The 15,656-nt window shown below is 43.4% G+C and carries 8 protein-coding genes; 1 reads left to right on the top strand and 7 read right to left on the bottom strand.

What is annotated here, in order from left to right; genetic code table 11:
* Position 1: 1 nt before the first annotated feature.
* From C2I18_RS09715 to C2I18_RS09735, 5 genes are all read right to left on the bottom strand, one after another.
* A complete protein-coding gene (locus C2I18_RS09715) occupies positions 2–1,849 on the bottom strand; it encodes a class I SAM-dependent methyltransferase (protein WP_249900983.1) in 1,848 nt (615 codons plus the stop codon).
* Between the two features lie 14 nt (positions 1,850–1,863).
* A complete protein-coding gene (locus C2I18_RS09720) occupies positions 1,864–3,465 on the bottom strand; it encodes a glycosyltransferase 61 family protein (RefSeq protein ID WP_249900984.1) in 1,602 nt (533 codons plus the stop codon).
* A 9-nt stretch (positions 3,466–3,474) separates the two neighbouring features.
* Positions 3,475–4,419, bottom strand: a complete 945-nt coding sequence (locus C2I18_RS09725) for an NAD-dependent epimerase/dehydratase family protein (RefSeq protein WP_249900985.1) — start codon at positions 4,417–4,419, stop codon at positions 3,475–3,477.
* Positions 4,416–7,451, bottom strand: coding sequence for a glycosyltransferase (locus tag C2I18_RS09730; RefSeq protein WP_249900986.1), 3,036 nt, complete (start codon positions 7,449–7,451; stop codon positions 4,416–4,418). Before C2I18_RS09730 ends, C2I18_RS09725 begins: the two co-directional genes overlap by 4 nt.
* Positions 7,452–7,554: 103 nt before the next feature.
* On the bottom strand, positions 7,555–8,763 hold the full coding sequence (locus C2I18_RS09735; protein WP_249900987.1) for a glycosyltransferase: 1,209 nt from the start codon (positions 8,761–8,763) through the stop codon (positions 7,555–7,557).
* A 317-nt stretch (positions 8,764–9,080) separates the two neighbouring features.
* On the opposite strand from C2I18_RS09735, the gene C2I18_RS09740 reads away from it, so the two are divergent.
* Positions 9,081–11,651: an O-antigen ligase family protein gene (locus C2I18_RS09740; protein WP_249900988.1), complete on the top strand. Its 2,571-nt coding sequence runs from the start codon at positions 9,081–9,083 to the stop codon at positions 11,649–11,651.
* Between the two features lie 116 nt (positions 11,652–11,767).
* Here the strand turns inward: C2I18_RS09740 and galU are convergent, their stop codons facing one another.
* Both galU and C2I18_RS09750 read right to left on the bottom strand, forming a co-directional pair.
* Positions 11,768–12,655: a UTP--glucose-1-phosphate uridylyltransferase GalU gene (gene galU / locus C2I18_RS09745; RefSeq protein WP_249900989.1), complete on the bottom strand. Its 888-nt coding sequence runs from the start codon at positions 12,653–12,655 to the stop codon at positions 11,768–11,770.
* A 264-nt stretch (positions 12,656–12,919) separates the two neighbouring features.
* Complete coding sequence (locus C2I18_RS09750; protein ID WP_249900990.1) at positions 12,920–15,439, bottom strand: U32 family peptidase; 2,520 nt, start codon at positions 15,437–15,439, stop codon at positions 12,920–12,922.
* Between the last annotated feature and the right edge of the window lie 217 nt (positions 15,440–15,656).

A 15,656-nucleotide genomic window follows, 5' to 3' on the forward strand; every position in this document is an offset into this window, starting at 1 on the left:
TTCAGCTGTTCTGCTGGAAATCCTGAATCATTTTTACAACCCGGTTGTAGTTTTCACTCAAATGAGCGACTTGCTCATTTCTCTCATGAAGCTGTATTTCTAATTGCTCTATTTGTGCTACAACCCTGTTGTAATTCTCACTTAAAAATCCTACTTGCTCATTTCGATGATGCAACTCATCTTCGACTCGTTTTGCATGAGCAGAAAGTGTAGCAAATTCAGCATCTAAATTGCTTTCATTATTCAGAGAAATCTTGTAATGGCTAAGTCGCTCAAAAATCATATTTTTTTCTTCGTCCAGTATTTGATTTTTTACTTTAAAATAGAAATCAGATACTTTTTCTAAAACCGCTATTTTTTCTTGTGAAAACCCAAATCGATCTAAAAGTTCGGTTATTGAATAATACCCACGAACTGTAGGGCACGTCGAATACAGGTATCCTATAGAATTTAAAATTGCATAATCGGTCGGAACTTGCTTAGATTCTTCCCATTCTTGATCAATAATTATATAGCCAGCCTCTCTCTGGAACAAGAGGTTACTTGCGTTAAGATCCATAAGCCCATACTTTAGTACAAAGGTTTCGCCTGAATACACATTTTTTAATTCTTCAATTATAGGCTGATCTAACATTACAGCTTCGCTAAGACTATAAAAATAATCCACTAGACTCTGAATCTCTTCTATTACACTGTCTTTTCCATTTTTTTGTCCTGCCATTTCCACTAAATCAGAGATAGACTGACCCTCAATATACTCAGCATGCCATTCATCATTCGTTAAAGATTTTCGAACTTTGCAAATCCTTATACCTGCATTGTCAATTTTTTCATGTATTTTTCGGTAGTTTTCCAGATGTATCCGCGCTTTCGAACTTCTGGGGCGTTTAATTATCCCCCCACCTTCTCTTTGAATGGAAATAATTTGATAGTCCTCATTTCTTTTCGGCTGAAACTTAGCAAATGTAACATCTGAAAATGAGCTTTCAGTTGTTCCGGCCTCAACCAGAAAGCTGTTTGAAAAAAAGTCAATTTGTCCGTTTTCGGCAATTCCAGCCATTGCTTCCTGAACAGAGAAGTTTACAGGATTACCATAGGTATAGATAGGGAGAAGCGAAGCTTCCGCAATTGATGGAAGCTTTTTATCCGAAAAAATCACTGAAGGTAGCTTGTAATCAGGAAACGGATAATAAAAGTTGGTTTTTGGGAAGCCGGAGTTACTAAGCAATTTCTCCAGCTCTTGTTTTCCATATGTTTTCACATTCATATTAGAGTATCCTGTCAGTGATACATAAGGTTCACCTAGGTGATCTTCGTTAGCTCCAGCAAAATATTTTATACCATAACGATTTTCAATGGCAATCAGTAAGATGCCCTCCGGTTTCAGCAAATTACGTATAGTTTTTAAGAAAAATTCATCCTCCGGATATTCTGAAAAAAATCGTCTTGAATACTCTAGAACCCCAATCAAGATTATATAATCAAATTTCTGTTCAAATGGAATATCTATGATATTTCCAGCAAACACCTCAAGGTTTTCTCTTTCTTTGTGTCGTTCAAAAGTAATTCGTGCACGTTTTTGAGACTGCTCTACAGAAATAACTTTTCTACTAGCATCGCAAAGAGTACCAGTAATACACCCACACCCCGAACCAATCTCAAGAACTTCCTTATTTTCGAATGGATACCAAGCCAAAATATTCTCTCTTTCCGTTGTTGTTAGGTAAAAAAGAGTATCTCGTGGATTTTCGATTTGATTCTCGCCACGGTAATGAGCCAGAAGCATGTCTTCTTCTTTGTCTATATACTGATCGTATCCAATAGAATATTCCAAGTTTAATTTAGCCACTTACACTCATCCCTTTAAAAGTTACTTTTAGCTTTTTTGACAAATTGGCGCCCTTCATATTTCCCATGTTTCTCATAATGCCAGAGCGGATTGATTGTGCCTTCGCGGATGTCAGGATATAGGTTTAAATAACCATCAGTAGAAAAACGCGGAGATGGGTCGTTACCATCTTTGAAGCCAATATATAGATAATGCTCAGCGGGTTCAACATTTTTCACATTGATCATATATTTTTTCCGATACCATCGTTCATTAAAGTAATATGAATATTTTATAACATTCAAATCGGACAGCCTACTTTTGTCCGTGTTAACCATCTCGTGTATCTTCTTCAGTCCATACTTATGAAGCCAATATAAAAAGTGAATTTTCCTTTTTGTTACTTTATTCTGGATTCCCTGTTCATTTTTCAGAAAGAATGAATAGTTTTGTTCAATAATCTTTTTCATATCATTGTAATATAATTCCAATAATGTCGCAGCAGATTCATTTCCGTGATATATTCTGCCCCATTCTTTTAAGAAAGTCGCAATTTCATCATCAGAAATGTGCGAAGAAAAATTATACGGGAACATCCCCGCAATAGTTTGATAGTTAAATAAATTTTCATTAACTGTTACTAAGAATGGACCATTACCGTGAGTAACCGGTAAAAACGTAGAGTAAACATCTATATAAACAGCTTGAATATTTCTGGACTGATGAACCATTTCTTGTGGATAATTTGTTCCTTGCATACGATTAAGAATGACTGCCTTACAACCAGAAGCAAACAAAAAATTATGAGTATTGGACCCACTTAGCCCAGCAACTACTTCTGCCCCTTTTAGTAGAGATACTAATCTTGGCAATGTCTCATTCTCTGGAGCTATGATTTCAAAACCGTTTCTTCTAAAATTATCCTCAATCGCTTCCTCGCCGATAGTATTTCCCATCTGCAGTTCAGCACGGGTGAGGTAAATCTTTTTTGATGGGCTTGCAGTGATGGAGTCATAGATTATATTAAATGGAATTAAAAACTCTTTCGAATAATAAAAATCCCTTGTACTTCCTAATATGCAGGAAGCTTTAGGTACAATTACACGCTTAAACCTAATTGGACGATTCAGAAACATAAGATCATCCTGCTCAATTCCCAGCAGCTCATGAAAGCTCTGAAAATTCCCATCCGGCTTTTTGTTCAGATAAATGCCTGCTAACCTAGTCCCTCGAGCTTTAAAATCCCCCTGTAGGTAGTACCATAATCGGTTGGTTGACTCAAACAAAAAATGCCCCCAATGATAAATAAAAAAACCATAATATACAACTTCCTCATCAATATACAAGCAGTCATCCGGATTGATAACTGGACATTCCGCCATAGACAAAAGTTCTTTCCCAAAATCTAATCCCTTATATAAACCTGAGGATTTAACAAATTCACCCTCAGCATCTAATACCCCGCCACGATATTTATAATTACCTAACTCATCATTAAAAGCTTCTGCCGGGACAATTATACCGTTATCAATACATTCGACTGTCGGCTCCCAGTTCGGCCATAAGAAATTATGCTCCATCATTGACTGGTACTGAGCAACTGTTTCTTGATTCAGGAACTGCAAATCCCCCACCATATCAACAACCTATTCCAAAGAAGAGAGTGAAGATCTTTTTCTGGATTCAAACTCACGAATCACCAACTCTATCCCCTCTTCAATTCCGGTTTTTGGTTTCCAACCTGTGCAGGCAGTAACTTTTTCAATGTTAAGAATATTTTTTATTACATCACATTTTCGAGATGGAGAATATTGAATAGCTGGTGGCAATTCAGGCTTCAACATATTTATTACAAAACTCAAAATTTCATGGATACTGTATCCTATTCCAGAGCCAACATTAAAAATATTCTCGTCTCCTTCATAGTTTAAAATTGCTTCAAGTGCATCAAGTACATCATCTATAAAAATATAGTCCCGAATGTTTTCACCGTCCCCCCATATAGTAACCGGTTCACCCTGCATAACCCTATCTACAAGAATAGGAATCAGACCTTGCATGCGGTTTGAATTACTCATAAACCCGTAAGGGTTGCTCAAACGCACAGTCCGATAACGCAGTCCATGCTGATTTTTATATAACTCTAAGGTATCCTCGATCATTGTCTTAGTAAGGGCATAGCCGCAAAAAGAGTGTTTCGGGTCATCTTCTACAGCTGGAAGCTCCCCTCCTTCTCCGTAAACTGTCCCCCCAGAAGACAGGAAAAGAAGATTTGTTTTAGTTCCTACCATATCTTCTAAAAGACGAATTGTTGAAATAACATTAGCCGACACTTCAGATGCAAGATTATCAGTACCATCTTTAGCAAACAAGGTACTTACCAGATGAACAATAGTATCAGTCTCATCTAAGAGCGGAGCAAAGCTTTCTTCTTCTGTAAAATTAAACTTCACAAAAGAAACATTCTTCATCCCCTCATATTCAGGACTACAAGTTAAATCCGCCACTAATACATAATTATCTTTACTTAATCTACTGACCAATTTCCGACCAATAAAACCACTTCCACCAAGAATTACGTACTTTTTCACTTGTTTTCCTCCGCAAATCGATTTATGTTTTTTTCCATCACTGAGATTAAGTCCACAGAAAATTTCTCCTGAGAAAAATATTTCTCATATGTTCCCCTGCCTGCCGCGCGCAATTTATCCAAAGCATTAAAATTGCTGATGATAAACTCAATTTTCTGTTTTAACTCCAATGCACTCTTGCAACTAAATACAAATCCGTTCACACCATCTTCGATATACCGGGCTGTCCCTGTCATGTCAGAGCAAAGAACAATTTTCGACATCATCATAGCTTCTGTCAAAACAACAGGCAGAGGATCATCGATGGATGGAACAACCACACATGAAGTTTCACGATAAATATTCATCAACTGACTATACGGAACAGGACCGGAAATCTTAACGTTCGGTAACTCCTTAGCTTTGCTTTGCAGCTCTTGGTAGTAGAACTCCTCATTAACCTTTCCAAGCAGCAAGAACTCTGCTTTTTCAGCAAACGCTTGAGGCAACATACCTACCGCTTCCAATAATAACTTTTGATTTTTCCTTGTTTCAAAAGTCGCGGGGAAAAGGAATAAAATTTTCTCAGATAATTCCTTTTCCTCCTCTAAAGTAGCCCTATCTTTCACGCCATACAGAAGCACTTCGGAATTATACCCCTGCCGACACCTCGCCAACACTTCCTGTGCGTATTTGCCACCACAATAAACTGAAATATTACTATTTAATTTTTGAGGCAAATAACGTTTGAGTAAATCTAATCCCGTCGAACCGTCATGAATCCACCAAAGAATACGAATATCCGAACCATTGTAACAATTGATAAGGTTATGACTAACAATAGAGGCGGCAAGCACAAGATCAAATGCACTTAACATGTTATCTATTCCAGGACTTATAGTTTTGGGCACCTCGTTCGGACGATAAGCCCTATATTTCGCAAGATCTCTGTCAATAATGACAGGAATCCCTTCCTCAAATATATCTTTTGAAAGTGGGCCATCTTCAGGTGAGGCCACAACAGGAAAATATCCCGTGTTTTTCAGAACCTTGGCCGCTTCAAATACAACCTGTGGGGAGCCTGTCCGAGACAGTTCATGACTCACAAGCAGAATATTCCCTTTTTCTCCTTGGGGCATTTTTTCAGGAAGGTACAATTGATTAAAAACCAGATCACTCTCTGTAATATATTTCAGCATACTCTTGGAGAAAAAGTTATCTTTTTTTAATTTTGTATTCCAGTGTTTAATCATATATATATAAGATCTATCCCTCGGAATAACGTCTTTAATATTTAATGTTTCTTCAGCAAAAAGGACGCTTGTCGATACAAAAGCACAATTCAGATTCACATTCTGTATTCGAAAACTGAAATCCAAATCATTATAACTATTCGGAGTGTCTCTTTCGTTTAGCCCGCCAACCTGAAAAAAAACATCCTTGCGGACTGAGAAGCAGAAGCTGCTAAGGGCATGGACTTCCCTTCCCATATGGATTGTTAATTCACGCTCATCTTTAGTATAAAATGATTGTCCTGCAAAACCGCTCCAAAACAGTTCACCGCTTTGTTGTCCAATCGTTCCCCCAGCATAAACTATTCTTCCCTCCGGGTTAATAACAGTCGGCGAAACAGCTCCGACACCCGGATAATCCAACGTATTTAAAAGGTGATTTAACCAATCCCTCTGCGCAACGTACATATTATCCCGAAGAAAAACAAGGTACTCTCCACTGGCTCTTTGTGCACCAAGGTTGTATTTCCTTGAAACATTATAAGTCCCATCATAAGGGCAAAGAACTAATCTCTCACCCAGACCAGTTAACAGCTGTCCAATTTGTTCTGTTAATCCCGAATTAGTTACAATAATTATTTCTATATTGGGATATGCAGTATCTCTAAGTAACTGGAGCAAACGATTCATAATAGTAGCCTTATGATCTGTGGATATAATTATACTGACAAGAGGAGCTTCGCTACGGCTCATGGAAATAAAATTATGTCCGTCACGTTCATATACAATTGCCGGATAGTGCATTTCACTCATGTGTTTTGACAATGCATTTGCCTGGCTAGCCAGTTCTCGGGAACGCGCCTCCATTGTCTTCTCCATGGCGTATGTTAAATATAAGATTCGCTCCACATGCTGAATATCTCCTTTATACTTAGAGAGACGCAAAGTTGTTTCAAATATTGAGCTGTGATATGAATCTGTATTAAAACCGCCGCATTCCTGTAAAGTTTTCTTTTCAAATACAGAGAAGTTCCCGGGATAGGCTGAAGTAATCATTAACATAGGAGACCATGCCGGTTTGAAAAAGAACCTAAAAATATCAGAACTCTCATTTATATAGCATTCATCAGAGAAGAGGAGCTTGGTTCCCTCGTTTTCGTTTATATTACAAGCTGCCCAATAAAGAGCATCGAAAGTTAGCTGGTCACCCGAATGCATAAAAAATACAAACTCTCCTGATGCATTGTTCAAAACTTTATTGTAGGCGTCTACTTTATCAGTTTGCCGGCCATCTTGCTCTATGATATTTATGCGATTGTCTCTTTGCGCTTCTCCAATTAAAAAGTTCAGGCTCCTTCTGTCTTTAGAGCCCGTATCAACAACCCATATTTCCCATTCTCCATAAACCTGTGCTTGAATAGATTTTAATGTCTTTCTTAGTAAGCTTACATCAGCACGTTCCAAAAGTATAACAATGCTAAAACGGATTTTTTTCTGTAGCGCAGCAGCCATTTGTGCAATAATTCCTTGGGGATACTCCTCTTGTTGCTGCCTGAAAATTTTCCGCCCAGTGTTATCACCAGCAACAAATTCAGACCCAGTATAAGGGAGTTCTTCCATCGCTTCTTCCCCGAAGTCAACAAGTCCCTCTAAAAGCTGGCGGTTAGATGCTTTATTTTTTATCGCTTTCACCAAACCTACCCATCCAAATCGCTTAAGGACTGCAGAGGCTTTCCTCAAAGCAGCCTTGGTCCTATTTTTATTAAAAAGAACTTTAAATATCTTTAATAAAAGACGGTAAAACCGACCAATCTTATTCATGAACAAACCTCCACCCATTATCATCGCATGAAAACCCTGCCAGTGTCTCAACCATAATAAAGCTCACAAAGCTTTCAGCAGAGCTTATTATTATCATTTACTCTCATCTCTTTATTTTATTTTTCAAGTGATAGATCGTTTTTTTCGCTTTGTAAATAACAGTATCACAAGTACGTAGCAAGAAGTTTTCCTTGTGTTTTTTAACCTTATACGGACTACTGCAATATTCCATCAGATCTTTCATTACAACCTGCCACCGTAAATCATTTTTTATAGAAGCCATATTTGAACTGAATTTCGAGATAGTAGCATCATCATTGGCTAATTTTAAAATCACTGCAGCTAACTGGTCGGAATTCGTATATTCTATGGAAACTCCACATTTCATGTTAACTATAAGCTCATCAGTTAAATAATCACCTTTAGTAGAGACAACTGGAAGTTCACACCAAATATAATCTAAAACTCTAGTTCTATGAGAATATCTTGTCTCTAATGAATCAAAATGAGTAACTAAACCGATATCACTATCCAGCAAATAATTTTGTCGTTCATTATATGGAACCCAATTCCCGAGAAATACATTTTTATTCAGAACACCTTTTTTTTCACATTTCTCTTTAAGTTTATCGTTTTGTTGCCCCCCCATTATGTACAGCTTAACTCTCGGATTAGCTTCCTTAAGCAAAGCAAAAGCATCAATTACAGTATCTAAATCAAGCCATCCCCAAGTGCCTCCACTCCATATAACAATAAAATCATCATTGTGGAATCCCGGTGTATTTTCTCTTAAAATGTGTGGGGTAGTTGCTTCTGGATTTTCATTCGGTATTCCAAATGGAACCAATCCGATAGTATCTGCTATTCTTTTTCTTTGTGCATAATTTTCGACATCTACAGCACCGGAGATCGCCAAAATACCCACCCAGAAGTCCATCTGTCTTTCATTCGAGCAGATGAAGTAATCTCCTTGCATGATCTGCTCCTTCAAAATTCTTAAATCCACATTATATAAGGAGCTTCCCAAAAAGTTATTTGGTCTGATCTCCAGGTTCTCTAATATAAAGGGATCATATAAATCTATGACTAGTATTTTATTAACTTTTTTTAGTTTAGGATAATAAAATAACGTCAACCCCTGAGTGATGACAATATCACACCATTGCAACTGATAATTCAAACTCTTCCTGGTGAGAAGCTCGCATGGCAACTTTTCCGTAAATCCATTCAGTTCGCTTAGTAAAATCCTCACTTCGTGTTGTTTGCTTAGCTCAAGATAGAAATTGTAGTATCTGATACTTGGACCAGCCATTTTATTATCAAATGCCGTAGGAGGTATAAGTAGTATCTTCAGGTCTGTTCACCTCTTCACTGGATATGCAAATGTTGCTTGGTGGAAATAAAACACTATGTTAAAATATTGTCGTACCTACAGGAAAAGGAGATTAAAACGTGTCGAAACCAGTATACGGGAAAAATGCTGTTCAGTCGAGAAAGGTAGAAAAGATACCCACCCCCATATGGGCGTTGGTCGTGGGTTTAATTGTATTTTTGGTATGGACCCCATTTCAGGTGGGACTATTTAACGGACAGCAGATAGACTTTGAGAAACCTATTTATGTATCTGCATTGCTTAGCGGTTTACTGCTTCTGGTATGGATAGGCCTGTACTTTAATAAATTCAAGCTGGAGGATCAGCGTGACCTGCTGGCGGTCGTTTCACTGTTGCTACCTGTAACCTATGCACTGTCGCTCTTTGTCGCCGCTTCGCATTATATGGCGATGAATCTGCTGTTCATACAGAGTATGTATGTTGCAATATTCATTATAGCGTTATATCTCTTGAAGCAAAAGCAACTAAATGTTGTCATTCAAAACGCAGTGCTTGCTGTTGCTTACTTTATCGTAGGCTTTGGACTTCTTAATTGGCTAGGTGGCTCGCGATTGGCCGGCAGTTTGGTAGGGTGGTTCTCGAACACCGTACGGGATGGTATATACTTGGATGCCGTTATGACCGACTCCAACGGTCTGCGGCTGACTTCTATTTTCCAGTATGCAAATACATATGCTGCCTTCCTGATGGCCTTTCTGTTTGTTGCAGTATTTGCTCTTATTCGCTCCAAAAAGTGGTATGGTACGCTGACTCACGGATTTATGCTGGTGCCGATCATCGTCTCGCTGCTGCTGACGTTATCCCGCGGGGGGCTCGTTATGCTGCCTGTGGTATTCATCCTGCTGCTCCTGTTTCTGAAACCTGCACAGCAGATTCTTTGGATTCTTCACCTGGCTGTTTCGGGTATCGCATCGCTTGTAGTTACAAGCCCGCTGACGAATTTGGGAATCGAATTAAATGCTGCATTCACCTCTCCCGCTGCTATCAAGGGCTGGACTTACCTTCTGGGAGCGTCACTGGTAGTTGCCGGACTCGGATGGGTTATTCAGCGTTTTGTAGCCCCATGGCTTCACGAAAAACTCGGAAGCTGGGAATCCCTCAAACTCTCGGGTCTCTGGCTGCCAATTGGTTCAACTGTGCTTGTAGGTATAGTAGCTTTCCTATTGATTGGGACAGGCGTCCGTAACATTCTGCCTGCGAATATGGCAACCCGCCTGGAGAACATTAACTTCCAGCAGCACAGTGTTCTAGAGCGTTTTACATTCTATAAGGATGCTTTGAAGGTGGTTAAGGATCACCCTATCCTTGGTGCAGGTGGTGGTGGCTGGGCTTCGCTTTATGAGCAATACCAGAACAATCCCTACACTAGCCGCCAGGCTCACAACTTCTTCCTGCAGTATTTAATTGAAGTTGGTATTCTCGGATTCATAGTATTTATGAGCTTTATTGGTTATATCTTCTATAAATATATCCGGGGCTACATCAAACGTGAGAAGGATGAGTTCGATAACGGATTCTTTTATCTGATCATCGCTCTTTCAATTCTTGTACACAGTTTGCTGGACTTTAACTTGAGTTACGCATTTATGGGTATCCTTGTCTTTCTCGGTCTCGCCGGAATGGTTGCGGTTATGGACAGTAAGCCGCTGCAAATGAAATGGAATAAATCTGCTTTCAGATACGGTTATCTGGCGGTAATAGCCGCAGGTACTGTATTCCTGCTGTTCATTCAGTTAAGCTATATCAGCTCCAGCAATGCCGCTATTAAAGGCAAAAATCTTAGAGGTGTAAGCAGTTCCTATGAGGAACTCAAGGCACCACTCGTCGAAGCGCTAAAGAACCGCCCGTTTCATCCGGAATCCGCTATCTATCTTTCTGCCATGGACCAGCAGGTATTCCAGCAAATGAACGACGATCAGTTTTTGGAGGAATCGTTCACTGTTGTGTCCCGTGCGCTTGAGGACGAGCCCTACAATAAAGAACTTCTGAAACAACTGGCAAGCTACTACGATCTAAAAGGCCAAAGTGATCTTGCCTTCGCCGTATACAGTGACAATGCCTATAAATTCAATTGGGATATTGATTGGTATGAAGCGCTCATCAGCCGTGCTCAAGCGCTCGCAGCTGCAGCAAATATTCAAAATGATGATACTAAAAAACAGGAACACCTCACTAAAGGCTTGGAAACTTATAATCATGTGCTTGAGGGGATTGAGCACTTGAAGACTCTGCCGCCTGAACAGCTGCAAGGCCGCCCGTTCTCAGTGACACCAACGATCGCCCTGAATGCAGGCAAGCTCCAGCAGCTTGCAGGTGATAACGAAGCCTCAGCAGCAGCTTTGAAGCTGGGCTTTAATGATAGTTACGCAGATATTATCGGCAGTACAATACTCTGGGATACGAACTGGTACAATTCGCTGATTAGCCGCTCATATGAGCTGGCTCAGCAGTCATTTGCCGCGCAAGATGCTACGGGCAAAGCTCTTCATCTGAACATCGGTCTTGCGGCATATAGTCAAGTGTCAGTCGATTTGCAGGCACAATTGCAAGCAGCACCTGCGGCTCTTACACTTAACGCCGGCAGAATCCAGCTCATGGCCGGTCAACTTCCGGCAGCAACTTCTACCTTACAGTCTGGTCTGACTGCAGATTACAGAGATGCGACCAACCGCGAGATTGCCCGCTGGTATCTGGCAGCCCTTCAGAAGAGTGGTACCGCCACGGATCAGGCCGTGTATGACAAGCTGATTGCAGCAGACCCTGCGGAAGCTGCACAAATTGAGCAAATTGCAAATACGCAGTTCTAGGTGCATTCGGGCTGCAATAGCTTAACAAAAAAGGAACGGCCCACTGTGACGTGGGCCGTTCCTTTTTATTTTGCAAAAATATTAACTTGGATAAGACAATAAATCCGTCTATCCCCTTACTTCCCGGCCTTCTCCGCCTCGCTGCTGATAATCTCCTTCAGATAATCCAGCAGCCCTTCCTTCAACTCTTCATGCTGAAGTGCGTAGTGAATGGTGGTTTGAATAAAGCCCATTTTCTCACCGACATCATGACGTCTGCCTTCAAAATCATAGGCAATAATGCGTTCCACTTCACTAAGACGTGCAATGGCATCCGTAAGCTGGATTTCTCCGCCCACTCCGACCTGCTGCTCGCCAAGCATATCGAAGATACGCGGAGTTAGAATATAGCGGCCAAGGATAGCAAGGTTGGAAGGAGCATCTTCGCGCTTTGGCTTCTCAACCAGCCGGTTAGCCTTGTACACCCGGTCTGCCAGTGAAGTGCCGTCTACTAGCCCGTAGCGGGATACTTCTTCCCAAGGTACAGGCTGTACTCCTACAATGGAGGATTTATATTGTTCATATACCTCAATCATCTGTTTGAGGCACGGCTTGTCCGCTTCAACGATATCGTCACCCAGCAGTACGGCGAATGGCTCATCCCCGATAAATTTGCGGGCGCACCAGATGGCATGACCCAGGCCGCGCGGTTCTTTCTGGCGGATATAATGGATGTCGGCCATTTCGGAGGATTTGCGTACAGACTCGAGCAGCTCCCACTTCTGTTTCTCGGCCAGGTTAAACTCCAGTTCAAACGAGTTGTCAAAATGGTCTTCAATAGCGCGCTTGCCTTTACCAGTGACGATGATAATATCTTCAATTCCGGAGGCTACTGCTTCTTCGACAATATATTGAATCGTCGGCTTATCTACAATCGGCAGCATCTCTTTAGGCATGGCTTTGGTTGCGGGCAAAAAGCGGGTACCGAGCCCGGCCGCGGGAATAATCGCTTTACGGATCTTCATGACATAGCTCCTTCTATCTTCTTTTCCTATTCAATTTCATGAAAAAAGGCATATTTGTTCTAATTATAGCAGTTATGGCTGACCCTTGTCAGTTGTGTTGTATAAAACGGGAAGAACTGCATCGCTGCTGTAACAAAAAAGGGCCGCATGACTGAGAAAATCGTTAGATCTTCTTAGTCCTGCGAACCCTGTTAAAAACAAAAGTGGGCAAAGCTCATGTCAGGATGCAAGTTAGCCAAATTAGGATGAGGCTATGCGATCGTTCTACTTCGCATTAACCAGCTGCCCGCGTGTAACCCCAAGCTGATTGGTCGCCTTCAGGCTCTTCCACACCTGTGTCCCGGAGATTTCTCCGCGCAGGGCACGGCTGTACAGGCTGATCACCTCAGCCACCTGCTCCTGTGTCTCTTCCAGGAACTCGATGCGGAACGAGGATACTCCCAGATCACGGAAGTTGCTCAGGTATTCTGCACCGGACTGCTCCACTGCATTGTAGACCGTATTGCGGCAGCCTTCATCGACACGGACGGGATGGGACATGCCGATCCGGTCCTGCAGGGAAGCGCGGTGGTCTTCACAAGGACGTCCGCAGTTCGTATAATCTGTACCTTCACTCATGAAGGTGCAGTATACGCAGTGCTCGGTATGGAACATCGGCAGATGCTGATGAATTACGACTTCCATACGTGAAGTGTCGCTGCGGCCCAGGAGATCGACCATCTGCTGGATGTTCAGGTCATACGAAGGCGTCACTCTGTCGAGCCCCGCTTCCAGGAACAGATCCACCGCCTTGTGGTTGGCGATGTTCAGCGAGAAGTCGCCGATCAGGCGCGGATGCACAGCATCCGGCTGCTCCATCCGGCGCTTCAGGTAGTAATACAGCGCGCCTGTATTGCGTACCAGCACGGCATCCGGCTGCAGGCGCAGAATGTTGGCATGGTAGCCGTTCTCGCCCGGCATATGGATGCGCGGTGTGGCCAGTGCGATGCTGGCCCCGGCAGTCCGGACAGCTTCAACCGCTGCCGGGAACTGCTTGATAAACTCGAAGTCGGCGTAAATGTTCTTCACGCCGGCCTCGAGCGCAGCCTGCACCTGCGGCAGGCTGCGGCACAGCGCGGTGAGCTCCGCCTCACCGCGGGAACCCGCGGCGCTCCTGCGGGCGGCGTCGCCGTAGACCTCGACCGCCCGTTTCACGTACACGGGCGGTTTCGGGCGCTCGCCCGCAAGCAGCTCCACCGCGCGGCGGCGGATGCTGTTCAGCTCGCGCATAGGCACGATCACGTCGCCTTCCAGCTGCGACTCCATGGCCTCAAGCTGGAAGACGGTTCCGCCCAGGCGGCCGAATTGTTCTTCCAGCAGGGCCGCATCCATCGGGCGCTTCTGCGCCGCTTCCAGCAGCAGCTCCGAATCCACACGGACGGTAACGTTCTTCTGAACGTCCGTCCACCAGGTGGCCAGCTGCTCGCCGACGCGGCCTTCCACCTTCACCTGAACCGGGAAGACGCGGTACGGCTTCTCGGTTTCATAGCTCTGGCGCAGCGCCTTGTCGAGCGCCGGGTCATTCGTCTTCCAGATGCGGTCGCCGACATGCAGGCGGCGCAGGTCAACATCATTACGGCCCGGTATGATGTCCACGATCCAGCCTTCTCCGGCTTCGCCTTCCAGCTTCACGCCTTTGCGGCGCAGATCATAGACGCGTCCGCCCTCTTCCTTTTTGGTCGGATCACCGGCGTCAAATACGATGCCGTCCCCACGTTTGAGCGGTGCATGAATACGGCAAACTACGCCATCGCGCAGGATCTGCTCTACTGTACCCATATACACGCCGCGGCTTTTAGGGAATGTGCCGTCGACCAGCTTTTTGTTATTCGTGCCTTCCAGGAAGCCGTGCGTGAATCCTCTGGAGAAGCTCTGCTGCAGCTCGCGGATATCCTCTTTCGAAGTAGGCGACCAATTACCGTCAAAATACCGGTCAATCGCCTTCCGATACTTGCTAACCACATTCGCTACATACTCCGGACTCTTGAGCCGGCCTTCAATTTTGAAGGATGTTACGCCCGCTTCAATCAGCTCAGGCATCAGATCAATTGCCGCCAGATCCTTAGGGGACAGCAGATAAGTGACATCGCCCATCGGCTTCACTTCCCCATCGACCATCAGGTCATACGGCAGGCGGCAGGCCTGCGCACATTCCCCGCGGTTGGCGGAACGTCCGCCCCACATTTCCGAAGTCAGACATTGACCTGAGTAAGATACGCACAACGCACCATGCACGAATACTTCCATCGGCAGGCGGGCCTGTTCTCCAATGGTCTTGATCTGCTTCAGGTTGTTCTCGCGTCCCAGCACTACGCGCTCCAGCCCCCAAGGCTTTGTAAACTCCACCGCCTCCGGTGAAGTAATCGTCATTTGTGTGGAACCGTGAATCGGAAAGTCAGGAGAGATTTCGCGGATCATTTTGACCAGACCCAGATCCTGTACAATCACCGCGTCTACACCTGCATCCACGCACGCATCAATCAGTTCCTTGGCATCTGCCAATTCGTTCTCGAACACCAGTATATTAAAGGTCAGAAAACCCTTCACACCATAGCTGTGCAGGAAGGCCATAATCTCCGCCAGCTCGTCCATCCGGAAATTATTCGCTCTCGCCCGCGCATTAAACTTCTCTACGCCAAAAAAGACCGCGTCCGCCCCGTTCGCCACCGCTGCACGCATGCACTCCCAGTCACCGGCCGGAGCCAGCAGCTCCACGTCTTCTCTGAGTATTCCTTGCTCGTTCATTTATATCCTCCTAAACCGCCATGAGGCGGATATCTATCGTATCTTTAACCTGTTAATTGTATCAAATATCACAGGCATCTACCAGCAAAATAGAAACACTTGGATGTTACTATCAACTCTAAGACAATATAATATGAACAGGTGTTTTTGCCCTGATAGACAAATCAAGAAGATACAGCGTAAAATATGAATTGAAAGCACGAAATCGCAAAAGATC

The sequence above is a fragment of the Paenibacillus sp. PK3_47 genome, from assembly GCF_023520895.1.
GTDB lineage: Bacteria > Bacillota > Bacilli > Paenibacillales > Paenibacillaceae > Paenibacillus_AQ.